Source organism: Fictibacillus sp. NRS-1165, assembly GCF_050468105.1.
In the GTDB taxonomy this organism is placed as follows: domain Bacteria; phylum Bacillota; class Bacilli; order Bacillales; family Fictibacillaceae; genus Fictibacillus_C; species Fictibacillus_C terrinigri.
The window spans coordinates 1-21,020 of the sequence record NZ_JBDPNU010000032.1 but is presented as its reverse complement, the minus strand read 5'-3'; the positions used below and the strand labels follow the sequence as shown (position 1 = coordinate 21,020).

Sequence of the window (21,020 nt, the reverse complement as noted above, 5' to 3'; positions counted from 1 at the left end):
AAGGGTGCTTTACTTCATTACCAGGAGCTGATCAGAAGCTCCTTTTCTTGTGCAACTAAAGGGGCAGGTTAGCACAACAAGAGAAAACAGAAAGAAGTACCTTTTTCTACTCTGGTTAACCTTTGTAACAAAAGTATCCGTTACCCTCTTAAAAGGTATGTTTTACCAATTCAGTGAATAAATTTATATGAGCATAAAACAGAGCAAAACGCGAGAGGGTTGAATATTTATGAACATTAATGCATATCAACCTCTACCGATTAAATCATTGGCCTTACTCTCTGCCATCACTATCGGTACTGCAACTGTTCACGATTTGGCTGAGGAACTCAGACGGCAAGGTTTACCTTTTTTCTATCCAACATTACGGACACAGTCACCGCCAGAAATTGTTTCACGCATTGTCCAAAGGGTTCCGCGAATACCGTTTATTTTAAACGGTACAATGTACGATCCGAAAGACATCACACGTTTCAACGGGCAAGAGCTGCATTTTGTTTTAGCGCCATCTGATGATCATATGTTGGTCGTCGATAATCAAGGATTGTTAAGGAATTGGCTTATATTGGCAGATATAGAAATATATAGATCGATAAGGTTCATTCAACCACAACAAGGTGGGATTCAAATGCCGGGTATACTTCAGCATCTACCACAGGGTACCCCTGCCCCACCCCCAATGCCACACGGATTTTCCGTACCTTTTAACGCGTTTCATGAACACATTAATTTTCAGGGCAAGCCATTATTCCTAGATAAAAATAAAGGTATTCCTGATTTGTCTGAAATTTCTATGGGGCCTATTTCTTTTTCAAACTGGGAAGATGAAATTTCTTCGGTCCAAATGTTTGGGACTCGTCGTGCTGAATTGTTTGAGCACACTGAGTGGAAAGGACAGGAACTGATTCTGTTTAAAGACGAAAGAGACTTACATCGATTGGGATGGGGAGATCGTGCTTCATCAATCGTTAGTTTGTAGTCAGATTATTTTATATTAATGCATAACTCTACTTCCTTGTTGAACTAAAGGGTAGCGTTAGCTGAAGATCGGAGCTGTCTTTAAGGCGGCTTTTTCTTATGGAACTAAAGTGGCAGGATTATTGAATAAGCAAGGGGTGGGTTTTATTAACTGGCAGGTCAAACAGGCTTTCTTGTCGAAACTTACACATATGAAATTCATTAAATTGGAGGAAAAAACGATGGCAGAAGTTTTGTTGTTACACCATGTTTTAGGCCGAACGAAGGGGATTGAAGCAATCGCCGATCAACTGAGAGATGCGGGGCATACTGTGCACGTGCCAGATTTATTTGACGGCCGCATGTTTTCCTCGCTGGAGGAAGGCTTGGTATTTGTGAAGGAAATCGGATTTGAAGAAGTGAAGGCGCGCGGCGTTCGAGCAGCCAGCGAGCTTTCACGCGATGTCGTCTATGCTGGTTTTTCACTCGGTGTCCCGGCAGCACAGCAGCTCGCTCAAACTCGTGAAGGCGCCAGAGGCGCACTGTTTTTTCATGCCTGCCTCCCGACCTCGGCGTTCGAATCTCAGTGGCCGGCCGACTTGCCTGTGCAAATTCACGCCATGAGTGCAGATCCTTTTTTCGTTGAAGACGGCGACATCAACGCGGCCCGTGAGCTTGTGGCGTCGGCCAATCACGCTGAACTTTTTCTGTACGAAGGCAAGGAACATCTCTTCACCGACAGCAGTTTACCGTCTTACGATGCTGACGCGACGAAACTTGTGATCAAGCGGGTTCTCGACTTTCTCGCATAGTTGTTAACGAAAAAATTTTCAGCAGCTGGGACATAACTAGACCAAAATAGTAAGAAAAGCGCTGAGCGCCTGTTTAAAAACGTAGCGACTGGAGCAAATCAACTCAGATAATGGAATCACGGTGAGCTTGCGAACCAATGATGACTTATCGTAGGGCGAGTTGTGAAGTCGCCTAGTTTTTGGCGCTTAGAGCTGGATCAGGAAGCGCCACTTTTTATACTTTCTTATCTTTTAAACAGGGTAGCTTCATATTACCCCCCTAATTTCTTTAGAAAATAATTTTGTTTTTGCCAACTTGGGCATCCATTAGAAAAAAATACAGAATATGTAACTTTTATGGTTCTAATTTGGCTTTTCTTTGCATTACAGAGTGAAAAGTATAAAAAAACGAATAACGAGTAAATAGATGAACTACCGGGTGCGTTAGCTGAAGATAGGGAGCTGTCTGTTAAGGCAGCTTTTTTCTAATGCAACTATCGGGGCAGGATAGCATTCCTGTAGATGGCTAATTTTGATCTTTGATAAAAATAGGGCTCCTCAGTAAGATGAATGTATCCCAAACAACCATCTAGGAGGAAGCCCTACTATGAAGTTTAAAATGCAGAACAAACAAAATCAACTAATAGAAAGAATATCTGATAAGCATCTTGTTGTTGGTGTAGATATAGCCCAACAATTACACGTTGCCAGAGCAGTTAATTTTCGTGGCATCGTAGTGGGTGATCCACTTACTTTTGAAAATAACGAGGATGGATTTACGACCCTATTTAACTGGATAAACGAACTGAAAAAATTAAATAAACTTGAGGAAGCTATAGTTGGAATGGAACCAACAGGCCATTACTGGATCAACCTTTCTAAATGGCTAATAAACCAAAATATTGAGGTAGTGACAGTAAATCCTCACCTGGTAAGAAGGAATAAAGAAAATCGTGATAACACCCAGTCTAAGAGTGATAAGAAAGATGCTTTAGTCATCGCGGACATGGTGAAGAACGGTTACTATACCTTCGTGAGAAACACATCGGAATCATTTGAAAAACTAAGGGTTCTAATGTCCAATCGGGATGTGGTGGTTAAACGTCTAGTCAGCTCTATTAATCAATTAAACCGCTGGGTTGATATTGTTTTTCCAGAACTCAGGGAGGTATTTAAAGACATTACTGCCAAAGGTGCAATCGCAACCTTACGGCTCTTTCCATCTCCGATGGAACTGAGTTCCATGAAACCGGATGAGATAGTTGAAGGTTGGAAGTCACTAATGAAAAGACAGCCAGGAATGAAAAAGGCTCAATTGCTTCTCCAGTTGGCCAGAAAATCTGTAGGTACAAGACAAGCTCTTGAAGCATATAAATTTCATCTTGAGCAATTATTAGAAGAATATGATCTTGCCGTCCTTCAGTTGGAAAGGGTGGAACAAGCCGTTAACGAGGTATTAAACTGCATACCGTTCGCAAAGAAGTTGCTTACCATTAAGGGAATTAGTGAAATTTCGTTAGCCGGCATTTTAGGTGAAGCTGGCGATTTAAGTGGTTTCTCCCACGGCAATTCCTTGCTTCGGCACGCTGGATTACACCTGGCAGAAGCAAGCTCAGGAAAGTGGAAAGGCCAGATTGTAATATCTAAGCGTGGAAGATCTAGACTAAGACGCTTCCTATACTTAGCCACTATGAGCCTTGTGATGAATAACCCTGAGTTTCAAGCCATTCACTATAATAATGTTCAAGTGAAAAAAATGAAGAAAATGAAATCGATTATGAAATTGATCGGTAAGTTAGCCCGTATTTTTGTAGGGATAGCCCGCAAAAATGAGTCTTATTGTGCAGGTAAAGTAAAACCTGTAGTTGAACTGGCTGCGTAGTTTTAGTTGAGTTCTCGAAGAGAACCTTAACACATTAATTCTTCTATAATCGAATGTTGGCTTATTTGCAGGATTTCAAATATGTACGGAGTACCAGATTTCTTCAACAAAAGGGCACTGACCCATTAGGTTAGCAAAACTGGCCTCCACCTCTTGGATAGGCATGACGAAGGAATGATAGGGCAATTGACCCGTTGAGACATGGGAGGGAAAGCCTCCAGGGGCGGCGTGGAGATGTACATTACATGGTAAAATGTGGAGTTTTAGTCTGCTCCTTTATTTCACTATGCCTTCACGAAGCCTTTAGATCCCAAAGTTACTCTATCTACCCGTTAGCTTAAATTTAGTGGTTTTGAAATCCTGTGAATAAGCGAGTATTCGCAAGAAAATCGTATTAAACTGAGGGAGTTGAAGAAATGGGTAATAAATTGATATGTATCGTAATAGGTTTCGGTGGGAATTACGAACCCGGCAGAGAGCAATGCCATCTTGAACGCATATCAAATTGCCGTCGAAAATCCACCAGCGGAATAATTGGTATAATATAAAAAAGCGTACATTTTTTGGAATGTACGCTTTTTTGACTATTATTGTTTATCTTGGTTCTCCTGAGACTTGTCCTGTTGAGCACTTCTTACATCAGGTTTAACAGGAGTTAATTCAGAAGACGCTTCTGTTTGAAATTGTGGTCTTCCAGTTTGCATGGTTTGTCGCTGATTGGAAGCCTGTTTGCCAGGTTCTCTTCCTAATAAGCGATGGAAGAAGATTTCAAAAGCTGTGATTGCTATCGAGCCAATAAGTGAAGCGGAAAACACGTCATCCTCAATGGTCATATTATCGATCATTAGGTAGAGAATTACAAACGCTAAGGCAAAATCAGCAATAGTTGCCACTGTGTTATTGGTAACCCGTAAAAAAAATAAGTCACCCACTACATAACTAACAATAGCTAATACCGCTGAAATCCCTAGGATATCAGAAGCACCCAAATCGTAGCCCAACGCATCGATAATGCCCAGAACAACAGCAGCTGCAATAAACTTCATGACAATTCTTAAAATATGCCTCATTTCTTACACCTCCTTTGTTTATTTTGCGATAAAATCATTTTAGATATACACCGAGATAAAAAGAATTTCAGGAGGTTAAATTGGATGCTAACTTGTAGGTCATTTTTTATTGTTGTTGTACTAAGTACGTAAAGGGATAAGAAGACGGGTTAATTAATGCTGCAATGAATGTTGGTGTAGGTTTATCCATTATCGATATATTATAGCGGAGAAACAGGAAGCGTAGGTTCTAGAATTTTGCTTGGATTTGGAGGATTAACGGAAACTGAAATCAATACGGGTATTAAGTTATTAAAAGAAGCCTGGAAGCTCTAAGGTAATGCCAATTGTACACTCAACAATTAATGAGTTTTTGAATTGTACTTACACTATCGGGTAGCTTATGTTAAAAATGGGATGGCTGCGGTGATCCCGTTTTTTTATTGTGCTAACGGGGCAGGTTTGTTTCATAAGAGCTTGATATCATCTCATATTAATACAAGGTATTTTGGGGAAGATGGAAAAAAGCTGAATTTAACCATATTCCTTGTGCGCTAAAATGTATATGAGCTACTTTCGAGGGGATGAACCGGGTTATCAAGTGCTGTATGGTAAGATCTAGCTATTTTTTGAAAATTGAACTCTAACTCTTCCTAATTTAATTATAGCATATGAAAAATGGTAAATATAGACTATTTATTCTTATTTGCTACTGCTAAAATACAATAGAACTTTAATTAACCAAAAGAAATGTAATGGTTAGGGGAGATGTAAAATGAGTTCTTTGGTTCTCGGTTTTCAGGAAATGGAAAAAACACAGCTTTTGCTCATTGGCGGAAAAGGGTTAAATTTAGGGGAACTATCAAAAATTGAGGGAATACAAGTACCAGAAGGATTTTGTATTACAACAGTGGGATATCAAAAAGCCATCGAACAGAACGAAGGGTATCATGCTTTGTTGGATCGACTAACAATGCTAAAAGTAGAAGATCGAGATAAAATTGCTGAAATCAGCAGGAAGATTCGACAAATCATTATGGAAGTTGAAATTCCTTCCGATGTTGTGAAAGCAGTAACTCACTATCTCTCCCAGTTTGGTGATGAACATGCATATGCAGTGCGTTCTAGTGCGACTGCTGAAGATTTACCACATGCCACTTTTGCCGGTCAACAAGACACCTATTTAAATATCATCGGCAAAGAAGCAATCATGCAGCATATTAGCAAATGTTGGGCTTCCCTGTTTACAGATCGCGCTGTGATTTATCGTATTCAAAACGGATTTGACCATCGCAAGGTTTATTTATCCGTTATTGTTCAAAGGATGGTTTTCCCACAGGCTTCAGGGATATTATTCACCGCTGATCCGATTACTTCTAACCGAAAGCTGCTATCAATCGATGCCAGTTTTGGACTTGGAGAAGCACTGGTCTCTGGCTTGGTATCTGCCGATTGTTATAAAGTCCAGGAGGAGGAAATCGTCGATAAGATGATAGCAACCAAAAAATTGGCTATCTATGGACTAAAAGAAGGCGGAACAGAGACCCAGCAGATCGATCCCGATCAGCAAAAGACTCAAACTCTTACCGACCAACAAATTTTACAACTGGCACGCATCGGAAAACAGATCGAAGCTCATTTTGGCTTCCCGCAAGATATCGAGTGGTGTTTGGTTGATGATACTTTTTATATTGTCCAGAGCCGTCCAATCACGACGCTTTTCCCCATCCCTGAAGCGAATGATCAAGAAAATCACGTCTATGTATCTGTTGGTCATCAACAAATGATGACCGACCCTATGAAACCATTGGGATTGTCTTTTCACCTGTTAATAACTCCTGCACCTATGCGTAAAGCTGGTGGAAGGTTGTTTGTGGATGTCACACCTATGCTGGCTTCACCTGACAGCAGAAACATGTTATTAAATACCATGGCACAACACGATCCGCTCATGAAAGACGCACTTACGACTGTTGTAGAGCGAGGAGATTTTATAAAATCGTTACTAAATGATCAAAAAGCACCGAGTCCCAACAAAAACATTAGAGTTGTGCCGGAAGAAATCGAAAACAATCCGACCATTGTTCATGAGTTGATTAAGCGCAGTCAAACGTCGATAGAAGAGTTAAAACAAAACATTAAAACGAAATCAGGATCGGATCTATTTGATTTTATTTTGGAAGATATCAAAGAGTTAAAGAAGATTTTATTTGACCCACAAAGTACAGCTGTTTTTATGACTGCTATAAATGCTTCACATTGGATCAATGAAAAAATGAACAAGTGGTTAGGTGAAAAAAATGCAGCAGATACGCTTTCTCAATCTGTACCAAACAATATTACTTCGGAAATGGGTCTGGCGCTATTGGATGTTGCAGATGTGATTCGTCCTTATCCAGAAGTAATTGATTATTTACAACATGTAAAAGATGATAACTTTTTGGATGAACTGGTTAAGTTTGATGGTGGACAGGAAACCCAAGACGCTATCTACGATTATCTCATCAAATACGGAATGCGATGTCCCGGAGAAATCGATATTACGAAAACTCGTTGGAGCGAAAAACCAACTTCACTTGTCACCATGATTCTCAGTAACATCAAAAACTTTGAGCCTAATGCTAGTAATCGGAAATTTGAGCAAGGGCAACAGGAAGCTTTGAAAAAAGAACAAGAGTTATTAGATCGATTGAAGCAATCGCCGGATGGTGAACAAAAAGCCAAAGAAACAAAACGAATGATCGATCGTATTCGGAATTTCATCGGTTATCGGGAATATCCAAAATACGGCATGGTTAATCGCTACTTCGTTTATAAGCAGGCTTTACTGAAAGAAGCCGAACAACTCGTACAAGCCAATATTATTCATGAAAAAGAAGATATATACTATCTCACTTTTGAAGAACTTCACGAAGTCGTACGCACAAATAAACTTGATTACCAGATCATCAGCAAACGAAAAGACGAGTACAAATTATATGAAAAACTAACTCCACCACGTGTGATCACGTCTGATGGTGAAATCATTGCAGGTGAGTACAAACGAGAAAATCTCCCAGCCGAAGCGATTGTAGGTCTACCTGTTTCTTCCGGAGTTATAGAGGGACGAGCACGTGTCATCTTAAACATGGAAGATGCTGATTTAGAAGATGGAGATATATTAGTCACCTCCTTTACTGACCCTAGCTGGACACCATTGTTTGTATCCATAAAAGGCCTAGTCACCGAAGTTGGTGGATTGATGACCCATGGAGCAGTTATCGCACGTGAATATGGCTTACCAGCAGTTGCCGGTGTAGAAAATGCTACCAAACGGATAATGGACGGGCAACGAATTCGCGTGCATGGAACAGAAGGGTATATCGAAATATTGTAATTGCTGAATACCTTACAGTATGAAAGATTTATATTGAAATTCTTATCTAATGGGCGTTTGTTAAATAATAAAGAGAAAAGCCGTTTAACATTTTAGATATGTCTAATATGTTAAATGGCTTATTTTTATTGGATTATTTTATTTTTTAGTCTTGATAAATAATGAGGCGACGTTAAAGTTACCTGAGTTACTGGAGCTAGGAATACCTAAAGGAACAGCCTTAGATGGGCAACTGATCTTAATGGCCATCCTGATTTGAGGCCATTTTCATCATTATCTATAATTTGATTGCGTATAATTCTAATTTTTCAGAAAAGATGTTATGATATATTCACACAGAACAGAAACATTGTTTGATAATATCAAACAATGAGGTGGGGAGGAGGTTTACATAGCTTAGATTTTGCCTTTCATCCATTTTAAAAAAAGGAGAGATCATATGTCAGCAAAATTCCAAGGTGTTATTCCGCCTGTTCCAACCATTTTACATAAAGAAGGGCGACTAGATGAAAAGGGTATGGGAAATCTGATTGATTTCTTAATTGAATCAAAAGTAAATGGACTGTTCTTTCTAGGGACAGGTGGTGAATTCAGCCAGATGACGGTTGAATTAAGAAAAGCGGTCACTGAATTTGCTATTCAGTATGTTAACGGCCGAGTTCCCGTTCTAATTGGAACCGGTACTCCAAGCACACTAGAAACCATCTCATTAAGTACGCATGCCAAAGAGGCTGGAGCAGATGGTATTGTTGTCATTAACCCTTATTACTGGCAACTTACAGAGGAGAATCTTTTTCAACATTATGCCGATATTGCTGAAACGGTTGATTTACCCATTCTGCTCTACAACTTCCCTGGACTAACAGGACAAGATTTATCACCGGAATTTGTACTCAAGCTTGTGAAGGCGCATCCCAATATCGTGGGTATTAAAGAAACGGTTGAATCAGTGGGGCATACCAGGGAAATGATCTTAACGGTGAAGTCCTTTAAAGAAGATTTTGCGGTTCTCTCTGGATACGATGATCACTTATTAAATACATTGTCTGTTGGAGGGGATGGGGCCATCCCATTAACTGCCAATTTTATCCCTGAGCTTACTGTTGGCCTCTACCAATCTTTTAAGGAAGGAAACTACGGAAAAGCCATTGAATTACACAAAAAGTTAGCGCCATTTCCCCTTTTATACAAACTCGACTCTCCTTTTGTGAATGTAGCGAAAGAAGCCATACAGATCCGGGGAATCGAGATCTCTACTGATGTATTGGCACCTGCACGTCCATTAAGTTCTGATAAGAGGGAAAAAATACAGCGATGTATGGATACAGTATTGAATCAAGCGATCCCTTCGTCAAACTAACGACTGCTTAAAGATCCAGCCGCCGAAATTATGGCGGCTTTTCGCTATAAGTAAGTTACCTTTAGCAGTAAGTGTCACGTGGTGGAGATCATGGAAAGAAGAAAGGGAAAGATAACCAACTTGACGAAAATCGGGAAGAGAATAGATAAGAATTTCCGTTTGCGTACATACGTACAATTTATTTCCAACAATAGTTCCAGCCTTAAAAGTAATCGAAGGATGATCAGAAGGGCAAACCGAGTGACGGGAGATATAGTTTACACAGTTTACGGTTTCACCTGTAAGAATATCAAACTTTAGAATGACGGCCATCTCATATTGATAAAACCTGGGATGTGACTTTATAAGAATTGGTATGAGTTTAATGGGCCACAAAGATCCAGTCATGGAATATATTGAAAGTGCGGAGACAATGGCCAACCGGCTAGCTGCGCAAGGAATTAAATTGTATTATCATAATCACCATATTGAATTCGAGAAGTACGATGGTCAATTTCTACTGGATATAATGAAAAACAGCACTTCAAAACTAGGCTTTGAGTTAGATGTTCACTGGATTCATAGAGGTGGCGAAAATCCAATAGAAGTCATTAAACGATTTGAAGGGCGCATCTCTTTAATTCATTTAAAAGATTATCGAATAGGTCGTATCGAAATGACGGAAGAAGACTATAAAGAGCCATCGAAATTTTCTCAGAAATTCACCAATATTATTGAATTTGCAGAACTGGGTAAAGGCAGTCTGGATATAAAGGGGATTATTGAAGCAGGTCTGGATAGTGGCGTACAGTATTTTTTAATTGAACAAGATGATACGTATGGCCGTGACCCCTTCGATTGCCTTGAAACATCTGCTAACTACTTGAGAAAACTTGGCTACTCGGACTGGTTTTAATGCCAATGCCAACCAGTAAATATAGCAGATAAAGAGATTAGTAAAGGCGACAAATGTCTTGGATGCCATGTTAAAACGAAAAAGAGGTTCTTTCAGCTTGTAGAAAAAGTCTAATGTCTACAAGCTTTTTTATTGTAGAATTAAACTAGCTTGGAAAATTTTTTAGCTTTTAAAAGTTGTACCCGATTCTATCGGTCTACGCCTTTTTTAATTCAATACTTGCAAGAAAAAACTTAAAAGTTGGAGGGGAGTGGCGTGATCACATATGCGTGGCTCTCCTGGAAGAAGATTATTTTTATTACCTTGAAAACAAGAAAAGCAACCATGATAATGATTTTTGACTTGCGTCCTTTTTCATTGGTACCTTTTATGAACCCTTTCTGGGTTCCTTTTTATTTGGAGGGGAAATTGGCGAATTATTTATTCGTTCAATAGGACATCAATTCCGTCTGTTGAATTACGTAATTGAAGGGGGAATGTTATGCCGCAACAATATAAATGGCTGAGTACTTTGTTATGTTGCACCCGTCCTACTGGAAGGTAATCAAGGGAGAAGTTAGTTCTGTCAGTAGAGGAGTTACATTTTATATTCAATTGATTGGGTGAAGCTGGAAAGTCGATACACGTAAAGATTTCTATTAGAATACTAAAAATTTAATAGAAGTTTTGCGTATTTTATTTATCCTGCAAAAATAGTTCACACTGGAGGTCAAGAAGATGAAGAATGAAAACTCATGCTCAACTGTAAAATTCGAGAACACTTATGCCCGGTGGATGGAAAGATTCAATCAATATGATGTTAAACAAAGTGAAGCAAACGGTGGGACTGGCTATGTTGGTCCTTTACCGGAGCTTGGTTACACGCCTTCCCATGTGTTGGGATGGGAAGAATCTTATGTTTTAAAGGGATATTTAGGCGCTTATAGAGCCACAAAGGAAACGGACTATCTTGATAAATTTGTGGAAGACGTTGACTCAATGTTTCAGCAAATGGAGGATTACGATGGTGATTCCTATAAAAGCTGGTGGACGCCATCCTACAGCGTCAATATGGCAATCAATGGGGACATGGAAAACGACAGCAATTATTACAAGGATGCAATAGGTGCTTATATGCCTGATGGATGGTACCCTTATCCCTGGTATGGAAAGAAGGAAACCATATACCGAACCAACAAGGAAAAAGCAGTCGGGGATTACAGTATTTTCGTCCAAAATTCCTTGAGTGAGAGTTTTGTGGCGGCATACACGATTTTCCCTAATTATACACAGGATAAAAATTACAATATAACGTTTAAAGCCAAAAACCTAAATGACGAATCGATAGGAAAAGCAATGGTGGTTCGCCAAGATACTGGCGAAACCATACAAGAATTTGAATTCTCATGCCCGGAATGGAAGGATTACTCTTTTGACTTTAGATCACCCAAAGAAGCAGGTGTGCAGCTTCGATTATATTTATCAAACACAGGGGGTGAGGAACATACAGATACAGGTACCTACTATGATATTGTTTCAATCAAGCAATACGGAGAGTATGTTGTTCATGAAGGAATGGTTTTAACGGCCGTAGCAGAATTCATAGACATTGTTTTCAATGACCACCGCCTTAGAAACAAATATGGAAAACACGCCAAGCATTATTTATTCATAATTGAGGAGCACTTTATTCCGAAATGGGAAAATTATTGGGCGGAATGGACCAAGGATGGTGTGAAAATGGGAACCTATACTTTCCCGTTCGATGATACTGCGAGAATGACTCAAATCAATGAATATTATCCATTTTTGGAACCATCAAAAGGCATTACTCTACCCCATAATCAAAATGCAGCACCAGGTCGTACGCTTGTTCATCTGTATAAAGCAACAGGTCGAACAGAATACCTCGATAAAGCTGTTAAACTCGGTCAATTTTTAAAAAGTAGTCTAATAAAAAGAGATACAGACAGTGGCATGGCCTATGTATGGAATTATTGGAATAATTCTGGGGGAAATTGGGATTTCGGCTATTTTAGATATACCTTGGAGGACGTCAGCCACGCAAATATTGATCTTGGGTTAGCCGTCGATTTGTTTCAGGCCGGCGAGGTTTTTACAGAAGAGGATATGATGACATTTTCAACCACGTTTAAGAGGCTTATCTGGCAGCAGGATTATAATAATCCGCGAGTGAGTATGTATGTAGATGGAACTGGAAACAGCAATGCTGTACTGATTTCTGAGTGGGTCACCTTATCACAGTTTGATAAAGAAATCCGGGATATAGCCGTGAGTCTGCTCCAGCGTCCTGCCGATACATTTTCTGCTACGTATGGAATGATTACGATAGGCAATCTATTAAGATACAATCCTGAATTGCTAAATGACTAAAAATGAGGAAGTGGAAAAGGTCTTATTCCACTTCCTCATTTTTCCCTCTCTGTTCGTAGTTTATTTTATCTTCCTTTTTTGCTCCAGAACCTACAAAAATCCGTCTAAGAAAATTCAAGACACTCAGTTATCCATCAAATCCTCGCAGTACTCTCGGATCAGTTTCGAGGCTTTCGTCTGGCTGATATCAAGGTCTTTCGCGACTTTTCTGGACGATTTGTATGTGATAAGATTTTCTGATTAAGAACCGCTTCGTTTGATCAATCGCTTTATCGAGTGAAGTGGGGAGGGCGAGCTGGGTGACTTGTTCAACATTGGCGGTGATCATATCCGGCAAGTCGGCCACCTAGATGATCTAAAGACGACTAACCGTTCAATCAAATTTTCGAGCCGGCGCACATTCCCCGACCACGAATAATGGATTAAGATGTTTAGGCATTCTTCTGAGATGACTTTATTTTCATGCTATTTTTTATTAAATTTATTTAAAAAATTGTACGTGAGCGGAATGACGTAGATTCTCCTCTTACATAGTATCTGTAGTCTACTTGACCTTAATTTTTCTGTCCAACTTAGTGTAGCCTTTCCACACTTTAACATTGTTGGAGTGGATGGCCTTAAATTCTGTGTTATTCATCACTAAGCTCATAGTGGCTAAATACAGGAAACGCCTAAGCCTTGATCTTCCACGCTTGGAAATGACAATTTGCCTTTTCCACATCCCTGAACTAGCCTCAGCGAGATGGAGTCCTGCATGGCGAAGTAAAGAATTGCCGTGTGAAAAACCACTTAAATCTCCTGCTTCCCCCAAAATACCAGCAACGAAATTTCACTAATTACCTTTATCATAAGCAACGATTTGTGTTGCCTCCTGTTATAGAAAAAATAATCAAAAGTTTATTCTTTATTTCCAAGTAAAACCCCTTTATAACATAAATTAGCTAACGCCCATTAATCGATGATGTTGGACATATCTCGAATAAATGAGACAAACATGGGCAAAAACTAAGATAGGTAGGAGAAAGCCTCGTGTTGTTTAGTAACTAAAAGGGAATTTATACAAAACCCCTTAAACTAGTTTTTCAGTAATTACATAAAATGTCGCAAAATTATCACCATCTAAGTGTTCGTCACTGTGAAGTACTAAAAGCAAAGGGAACATGTGCTGATGTATAAGAAACATGAACTTATGTTAATTTGGTTAACCTTTTTTGTAGCTTTGATTATGGGATTATCATTAATTGCACGCTTGGTTTCAGGATAAGGAAGGGTGAGTTCGAATCGGTAATGAAGAATCTGTCTATTTTAGTCGTTTACTAACAGAGCTGACATTATCATTCCACATCATTTATGCAACCATTGGGGTGGGAATTCCCCTCATGATCATGATTGCTCAATGGGTTGGGATTAAGAAGCAGGATGAACATTATATTTTACTAGCAAGACGATGGACACGGGGTTTTGTGATTACGGTGGCCGTTGGTGTTGTAACAGGGACTGCGATTGGGTTACAGCTCTCTCTTCTCTGGCCAAACTTTATGGAGATGGCCGGGCACGTTATTTCTCTACCTTTATTTATGGAAGTATTCGCTTTTTTCTTTGAAGCCATTTTTTTAGGCATTTATTTATATACGTGGGATCGGTTTGAGAATCAGAAAAAGCATATGCTGCTACTGATTCCAGTAGCCGCAGGGGCATCTTTCTCTGCGATTTTTATCACGATGGTCAACGCGTTTATGAATCTGCCTCGAGGATTTGATATCGCACATGGGCAACTTGTCAACATTAATCCCGTTTTAGCGATGTTTAATCCTGCCATGCCTTCCAAAGTCGCGCATGTCCTTGCAACTTCCTACATGACATGCGCGTTTGTTCTTGCGTCTATCGGTGCTTATCGTTTGCTTAAAGGGTCAAATCATGTTTATCACAAAAAAGGGCTATTTTTAACGATGAAGCTGGGACTTGTCTTCTCTATCACTTCAGCCGTAATTGGGGATTTTTCGGGAAAATATTTGGCAGAATACCAGCCGGAAAAGCTAGCAGCTGCCGAGTGGCATTTTGAAACAGAAAAAGGAGCTCCCCTTATTATGTATGGCGTGCTGGAAAACAAGGAAGTGAAATATGCGCTTAAAATCCCATTCGCACTCAGCATTTTAGCTCATGGTACTCCAAGAGCCGAAGTAATCGGACTTAATCAATTTTCAGAGGATGAGGTCCCTCCACTCTATATTCACTACTTGTTTGATTTGATGGTTACGATTGGTATGTGGATGATTGTAGTGTCTTTAGTGTTTTTGATCGGAACTTGGCGAAGATGGCGTCTTGTGTCATCCAAATCGTTCCGTTGGTTGATTGTGCTGGGAGGCCCTCTCTCAATGATTGCAATCGAAGCGGGATGGTGGCTGACCGAAGTGGGACGTCAACCATGGATATTACGTCGAATCATGAAAACAACGGAAGCAGCAACAACAAGCGGTCAGGTAGATATGATGTTGCTCTTGTTTGCTGGATTGTATCTGCTCTTAGCCATTGGTAGTCTAGTTGTACTTTCCCGCATGTTTCGCAATAATTCGGTGGAACAGGAATTGGCCGACCGAACGTCTGAGAAAGCTGGTGACAGGGTATGAAACTTGAAATTATCGGCATTTCCGTGTTATGGATTTTTCTCTTTGGATATATCATCCTGGGTGCGATTGATTTTGGGGCTGGGTTTTTTAACGCATATTCTACGTTTACAGATAAACAGCATATTTTAACAAAAATCATTGAACGCTATTTATCACCAGTGTGGGAAGTGACCAATGTCTTTTTGGTGTTCTTCTTCGTGGGGATAGTAGGCTTTTTCCCTCAAACCGCCTACTATTACGGAACTACTTTACTTGTGCCCGGAAGTATTGCTATTGTTCTGCTTGCCATTCGGGGATCTTATTATGCGTTTACACACTACGGAGGACTGAATCATAAAAGGTATTCATTTATGTATGGACTTACCGGATTATTTATTCCAGCTTCATTATCCATTGCATTGACCATTTCAGAAGGCGGCTTTGTTAAGATAGGATCATCAGGACCACAACTTGAATATTGGGCGTTGTTTACAAGCCCTTTAACATGGAGTATTGTCGTGCTCAGCCTGACATCAGTGTTATATATTTCTTCCGTATTTTTGACCTGGTATGCACATGAAGCGAAAGACGACCGTGCAACGAATCTGTTGCGAAAATACGCGCTCATTTGGGCAGCTCCAGCGATTCTAACAGCTTTGGGTATTATCATTGAACTGCGCACGCACAATGCCGAGCATTATCAGCGGTTATTGGATCTATGGTGGTTGTTCGGTTTATCGTTCACATTATTTGTTGGAACAGTGTATTTAATTTGGAAGAGTCAAGCCTATGGGGTAGCAGTTGCACTAATGGTAGGTCAATTTTTCTTGGCCTTTTTTGGCTATGGTGTATCGCATTACCCCTACTTACTCTCGCCATACCTGACAATTTACGATAGCTTTACGAATGCTGCAATGGCCATTGCACTGATTATTGCGTTTGTTGCGGGACTTGCGTTGCTTATTCCATCGCTATATCTTTTGCTTAAACTATTCTTGTTTAACAAAGAATATGTGCAAGGAAAACGAAAAAATCATGTATAAGGAGACAACTCATGATGAAAGATTTCCTAATCTTTTACGCACCATTTCTTTTGCTCATAGCATCAATTGTAGCTGCTTTTTGGCTTGCATCAAAAGATGATACAGTGAAAAAGGGCTGACTATAAGGTAAGTAAGAATCTACATGTTTGCTGGCTTAAACATCATTTTTTGGGTGATTGATGTGCGTGGGAAAATTAACCCAAAACGTTGTTTTCCTATTGACTTTAAATTGATCACTATTACATAAAGACTTTGATAATTGTCTTGGATCAAAAAAAGCTGTCTTTGTAATATATAAGCGTTGCAATTACTGAAATACAGCTATAGGCTACAGCTGTATAAAAAGGAATAACAGTGGTATCGTCAGTCTTTTCTTCATTCTGTGTAAGCCCAGTATGTTCCTGAACCTGCATTCTGGTTACGTCTGAAAGAAAATCACCTGATGATGAGAAAAATCTTAAAAAAACAGCTGCTGTAAGCCCTAAAATGAAAGAAACATCAAATAAAATTTGTATGAAACAACAGGCTTATGAAATAGTTGATAACCGTTAAGATCACAAGCGTAAAAACAGCTGCAGCAATTAGGTTTTTCGCTATCTTGAACAATCCTCTATAGGTATTCTTTATGTTTAGGACCAAATTATTAATGCCTGGGAGGCGGTTAATTGAATATACAGTATAAGGGGCAGAAGACAAACAAAAATGATAAATGTACCCAAAAGGCAAAGCATCACAGCTCCATACCTAGGGTGCTTATCTGCACGAACCTTGCAACAAGATTGCAGGTAACAAAAATTTTCAGCAATCGGACGCAATTCTATAAAGGAATGGTGCACTTTTTGTTTGCAGAAACAAATAAAGAAAAAGGTTTGTATTTATTGATATTTATGATTTAGAAGGATGTGTGATATGCAGTATTCAAATATATACTTTCTAACTGTCAGTATTTTACGCTATGTAATGACATTAGAATAGCTTTTGGTATATTTATTTTGAAGAAAGACCATATATAGACGGTCTTTCTTTTTTATAGGGGAACAGCGCCAACTGTTAATTAGCTGGGGCTTTTTTTAAAAGAACGGAGCAGGTTATTTGAAGGAATCATTGGCGGGGAATCGAATCGAAGCTGCCACTATCAATGATAAGCTTCCTCTGTTTAAAAGTGAAGGATCGTGGCGTTAAGATAACCATTTAGTACCAATCAGCGTTAAGTATAGTTCCTGCAAAATCCTGCCCTTCTCCTCGTCAGCCATATCATCCATCAAAAAGTTATATGTGCTGATAATAATGGCTTTGGCATCTTCTTCGGTCATTTCATCTCTTACAAAGTCTGAAAAAAGCAACCTGTGGTCCATCGTTTTCCCCCTGTTCCAGTCTGAGTGGACAATTCATAGGAATCAAAATTTATACTGATTTACAATTCTAAAAGTTCGGTTGATGTTTACAAATAACAATTTGTCCGATGAAAACCGCGAGTTTAGGCTTTATTATCTTCCTGTGTTTACCAGTATAGCACAAACGTATACATGACATTTATCATACTTTGGACATGACACGTATGTCTTAAAAGGCCAGACTCCCATCTTTATACTTGAGTAGAACCAATGGGAGGGAAACATACTAATGACAAAACAAAAAAATGTTAAATTACGAAAACAAGTTGCCCCATATGAAAAACCGAATACGAAAAATAGTGTAGCACAGCTTATTAATACGCTTGTTCCATTTTTTCTATTGTGGTACCTGGCTTACGAAAGCCTGTCCATTTCCTATTTCATCGCTTTGCCATTAACGATTGTTGGTGCCGGATTTTTGACACGGATCTTTATTATTTTTCATGATTGCTGCCACTATTCATTCTTTAAAAATCGGAAAGCAAATAAAATAGTGGGTACGATTACAGGTATCCTTACTTTATTCCCGTATCACCAATGGCAGCATGAGCATAACATCCATCACGCTACAAGCAGTAACTTAAATAAACGCGGTACAGGTGACATTTGGATTCTCACGGTAGACGAGTATTTAGCTGCATCTTTTTGGACGCGCATCGCTTATCGATTGTACCGAAATCCGATCATTATGTTTGGTCTTGGTCCGATTTACGTGTTTCTCATTTCAAATCGCTTTAACCGAAAAGGAGCAAGATCCAAAGAACGCATAAATTTATATATTACGAACCTTTCTATAGCTGCATTGGCCGCATTGCTTTGCTCGACCATCGGCTGGGAAGCATTCTTGCTTGTTCAAGGTCCTATTTTCTTCGTATCGGGTGTTGCGGGCATTTGGCTGTTCTATGTACAGCATCAGTTTGAAGACTCTTATTTTGAAAAAGACGAAGATTGGGATTATGTGAAAGCCGCTATGGATGGGAGCTCTTACTACCAGCTTCCGAAAGTCTTGCAATGGCTAACAGGCAATATTGGATTTCATCATATTCATCACTTAAGCCCAAGGGTGCCAAATTATCACTTGGAAGATGTTCATAATATTGATTCAACTTTTCAAAATGTACAAACGATCACGCTTACTTCAAGTCTTCGTTCCCTGGGATTCCGCCTTTGGGATGAGGAGAGCAGAACCTTTGTTAGCTTTAAAGGTATTCAAAGGATAGAAGCAAAAAAGAATAATGCGAGAGCGGCCCGTTTAAAATCAAGTTTGAGCGGCCGATAACAAATAAAGTCCTGAAAGCAAGGGTCCAACCCTTGTTTTCAGGACTCCATTCTTTGTTAAAACGTAATTGTGATAAGATAGCAATAGGAATTCAACACCGCAAAAGAGGTTTCAATATGAAAAAGATATATAAGCTGTTTCAGAGAAATACAGGGATTTCTCCGTATGTTTGGAGCGTTTTTAGTATTTTGCCGTTCTATTTTATTTTTCAATCGTCGTCCACGAAATCAGTTGTGGTGGGTATTTTGCTCACCATTTTATTCTTTATCACTTATCGTTTTGCTTTCATATCAAAAGGGTGGCCTGTTTATGTATGGGCTTGCATTCTTATTGCCATATCGATTACCATGACAAGCCTTTTTAACTATGTTTATTTTGCGTTTTTTCTTGCTTATTTTATTGGTAATATAAAAGAGCGAATTCCTTTTATTTCCTTATATATTATTCATCTCGTCAGCACGACCGTCTCTTTTAACTTCAACATCGTTTTTCAAGATGATCAGTTCTTAAAACAATTGCCTTTTATAATCATCATTTGGATCAGTATCATCCTCATGCCTTTCAGTTTATATAACCGAAAAAAGCGCGAGCAGCTGGAAGAACAATTGCAAGACGCGAATTCCGTACTGGTAAAACAGCAGGAACGCCAGCGGATTGCCCGTGATCTACACGATACTTTAGGACAAAAACTTTCATTGATCGGGCTGAAAAGCGATTTGGCCAGAAAGTTAATTGAAAAAGACCCCGAGCAGGCTCGTTCTCAATTGAATGACGTACAGCAGACCGCTAGAACAGCACTGAACGAAGTCCGGAAAATGGTGTCTCAAATGCGAGGCATTCGATTAGAAGAGGAACTCATCAACGTGAAACAAATACTTAAAGCTGCGCAAATTGAATATGTAGGTGAACAAAAAATAAACCTCACGAATGTTTCCCTGCTGACTGAAAATATTTTGAGCATGTGTTTAAAAGAAGCGGTAACCAATGTCGTAAAACACAGTGGCGCCACAACCTGTTCTATCTCCATCAAACAATCGTTAAACGAAATTATAATTTCCATAAGGGATAACGGTGCAGGAATAAGAGTAGATGAAGATATGACAAAAGGCCACGGACTACTAGGAATAAAAGAACGGCTTGAGTTTGTCAACGGACGTCTGGAGCTCCTTTCGGAGGAGGGGACGACGTTAATCATACACGTGCCGAATGCCATAAAATCGGCGGAAAAGGAGGGAGACCAATGATTCGGATAGTCATTGCAGAAGACCAGCAAATGATGTTGGGGGCACTGGGTCTGCTGCTTAATTTGGAAGAGGATATGGAAGTGGTCGGAAAGGCAAGTGACGGAGAAAAAGCGATTTCGCTTGTTCATCAGCATCAACCTGACATTTGTATCATGGATATTGAAATGCCAGTAAAAACGGGGCTTGAAGCAGCAGAAGAACTAAAAGAATCAGGTTCCAAAGTGATAATTTTAACGACATTCGCTCGTTCAGGATATTTCCAGCGGGCCGTAAAGGCGGGGGTCAGAGGATATTTACTGAAAGACAGCCCAAGTGAAGAATTGGCAAGCTCCATCCGCAGTGTGATGGCAGGCAGGCGAATATATGCCCCTGAGCTTGTGGACGATGCATACAGTGAGGAGAACCCACTTACTGATCGAGAAAAAGAAGTATTGTCCCTCATTGCAGATGGGAAAAATACGAAGGAAATCGCCAATCAGCTGTCTATCAAAGCTGGAACGGTGCGAAACTATATTTCAACGATATTAGAAAAACTCGAAGTCACCAATCGGATCGAAGCCATTACCCGTTTCCAGGAAAAAGGCTGGTTTAAATAAGTTTTCCCGCACTTTATTGTGTTGTCCGTGTCCAGTGTAATTTCATTGACAAAGTACTTATTGAGATGAATTAATGAATTTATCCTAATGCACAATTGCATCAAGAAGAGATTTCTTCATTTCTTCTACAGGTGCAGAGAAGAACCGATCTTCTGATGAACTGAGCCCTTTAAAA

General features: G+C 39.6%; 16 protein-coding genes and 1 pseudogene. 13 read left to right on the top strand and 4 right to left on the bottom strand.

Annotated features, from left to right (window positions below):
* The first annotated feature begins 229 nt into the window (after positions 1 to 229).
* From ABHN01_RS16035 to ABHN01_RS16025, 3 genes are all read left to right on the top strand, one after another.
* On the top strand, positions 230 to 979 hold the full coding sequence (locus ABHN01_RS16035) for a hypothetical protein (RefSeq protein WP_429876361.1): 750 nt from the start codon (positions 230 to 232) through the stop codon (positions 977 to 979).
* A 121-nt stretch (positions 980 to 1,100) separates the two neighbouring features.
* Positions 1,101 to 1,769 (top strand): dienelactone hydrolase family protein, encoded by a 669-nt coding sequence (locus ABHN01_RS16030; RefSeq protein WP_429876360.1) that lies wholly within the window; start codon positions 1,101 to 1,103, stop codon positions 1,767 to 1,769.
* A 586-nt stretch (positions 1,770 to 2,355) separates the two neighbouring features.
* Positions 2,356 to 3,630, top strand: a complete 1,275-nt coding sequence (locus ABHN01_RS16025) for an IS110 family transposase (RefSeq protein ID WP_328089721.1) — start codon at positions 2,356 to 2,358, stop codon at positions 3,628 to 3,630.
* Positions 3,631 to 4,217: 587 nt separating this feature from the next.
* Here ABHN01_RS16025 and ABHN01_RS16020 read toward each other — a convergent pair.
* Entirely contained in the window at positions 4,218 to 4,700 is a 483-nt protein-coding gene (locus tag ABHN01_RS16020) for a YndM family protein (RefSeq protein ID WP_429876359.1), read from the bottom strand.
* A gap of 754 nt (positions 4,701 to 5,454) precedes the next feature.
* Here ABHN01_RS16020 and ppsA point away from each other — a divergent pair.
* The 4 genes from ppsA (at position 5,455) to ABHN01_RS16000 (ending at position 12,683) form a co-directional block, all read left to right on the top strand.
* Entirely contained in the window at positions 5,455 to 8,055 is a 2,601-nt protein-coding gene (gene ppsA / locus ABHN01_RS16015; RefSeq protein ID WP_429876358.1) for a phosphoenolpyruvate synthase, read from the top strand.
* 439 nt (positions 8,056 to 8,494) lie between these two features.
* Positions 8,495 to 9,415, top strand: coding sequence for a dihydrodipicolinate synthase family protein (locus tag ABHN01_RS16010; protein WP_429876357.1), 921 nt, complete (start codon positions 8,495 to 8,497; stop codon positions 9,413 to 9,415).
* Positions 9,416 to 9,779: 364 nt separating this feature from the next.
* Positions 9,780 to 10,310 (top strand): sugar phosphate isomerase/epimerase family protein, encoded by a 531-nt coding sequence (locus ABHN01_RS16005; RefSeq protein WP_429876356.1) that lies wholly within the window; start codon positions 9,780 to 9,782, stop codon positions 10,308 to 10,310.
* A 717-nt stretch (positions 10,311 to 11,027) separates the two neighbouring features.
* The gene (locus ABHN01_RS16000) at positions 11,028 to 12,683 is read left to right on the top strand and encodes a hypothetical protein (RefSeq protein ID WP_429876355.1); all 1,656 of its coding nucleotides are present in this window, start codon (positions 11,028 to 11,030) and stop codon (positions 12,681 to 12,683) included.
* A gap of 187 nt (positions 12,684 to 12,870) precedes the next feature.
* Here ABHN01_RS16000 and ABHN01_RS15995 read toward each other — a convergent pair whose 3' ends face one another.
* Together ABHN01_RS15995 and ABHN01_RS15990 are read right to left on the bottom strand one after the other, a co-directional pair.
* Positions 12,871 to 13,020: a hypothetical protein gene (locus tag ABHN01_RS15995; RefSeq protein ID WP_429876354.1), complete on the bottom strand. Its 150-nt coding sequence runs from the start codon at positions 13,018 to 13,020 to the stop codon at positions 12,871 to 12,873.
* 246 nt (positions 13,021 to 13,266) lie between these two features.
* A pseudogene (locus tag ABHN01_RS15990) lies at positions 13,267 to 13,544 on the bottom strand (IS110 family transposase); the annotation flags it as partial.
* 419 nt (positions 13,545 to 13,963) lie between these two features.
* On the opposite strand from ABHN01_RS15990, the gene ABHN01_RS15985 reads away from it, so the two are divergent.
* Genes ABHN01_RS15985 through cydS form a run of 3 tightly spaced genes read left to right on the top strand, consistent with a single transcriptional unit; the run spans position 13,964 to position 16,451 of the window.
* Positions 13,964 to 15,310, top strand: a complete 1,347-nt coding sequence (locus tag ABHN01_RS15985; protein WP_429876372.1) for a cytochrome ubiquinol oxidase subunit I — start codon at positions 13,964 to 13,966, stop codon at positions 15,308 to 15,310.
* Positions 15,307 to 16,332: a cytochrome d ubiquinol oxidase subunit II gene (locus tag ABHN01_RS15980; protein ID WP_429876353.1), complete on the top strand. Its 1,026-nt coding sequence runs from the start codon at positions 15,307 to 15,309 to the stop codon at positions 16,330 to 16,332. The genes ABHN01_RS15985 and ABHN01_RS15980 overlap by 4 nt, the downstream gene beginning before the upstream one ends.
* Positions 16,333 to 16,346: 14 nt before the next feature.
* On the top strand, positions 16,347 to 16,451 hold the full coding sequence (cydS, locus tag ABHN01_RS15975) for a cytochrome bd oxidase small subunit CydS (protein WP_429876352.1): 105 nt from the start codon (positions 16,347 to 16,349) through the stop codon (positions 16,449 to 16,451).
* A 1,059-nt stretch (positions 16,452 to 17,510) separates the two neighbouring features.
* On the opposite strand, the gene ABHN01_RS15970 is transcribed toward cydS, so the two are convergent.
* Complete coding sequence (locus tag ABHN01_RS15970) at positions 17,511 to 17,687, bottom strand: hypothetical protein (RefSeq protein WP_429876351.1); 177 nt, start codon at positions 17,685 to 17,687, stop codon at positions 17,511 to 17,513.
* Positions 17,688 to 17,955: 268 nt separating this feature from the next.
* On the opposite strand from ABHN01_RS15970, the gene ABHN01_RS15965 reads away from it, so the two are divergent.
* From ABHN01_RS15965 to ABHN01_RS15955, 3 genes are all read left to right on the top strand, one after another.
* On the top strand, positions 17,956 to 19,005 hold the full coding sequence (locus tag ABHN01_RS15965; RefSeq protein ID WP_429876350.1) for a fatty acid desaturase: 1,050 nt from the start codon (positions 17,956 to 17,958) through the stop codon (positions 19,003 to 19,005).
* Between the two features lie 116 nt (positions 19,006 to 19,121).
* Positions 19,122 to 20,249: a histidine kinase gene (locus ABHN01_RS15960; protein WP_429876349.1), complete on the top strand. Its 1,128-nt coding sequence runs from the start codon at positions 19,122 to 19,124 to the stop codon at positions 20,247 to 20,249.
* Positions 20,246 to 20,845 (top strand): response regulator transcription factor, encoded by a 600-nt coding sequence (locus ABHN01_RS15955; protein WP_290398967.1) that lies wholly within the window; start codon positions 20,246 to 20,248, stop codon positions 20,843 to 20,845. The genes ABHN01_RS15960 and ABHN01_RS15955 overlap by 4 nt, the downstream gene beginning before the upstream one ends.
* Positions 20,846 to 21,020 lie beyond the last annotated feature (175 nt).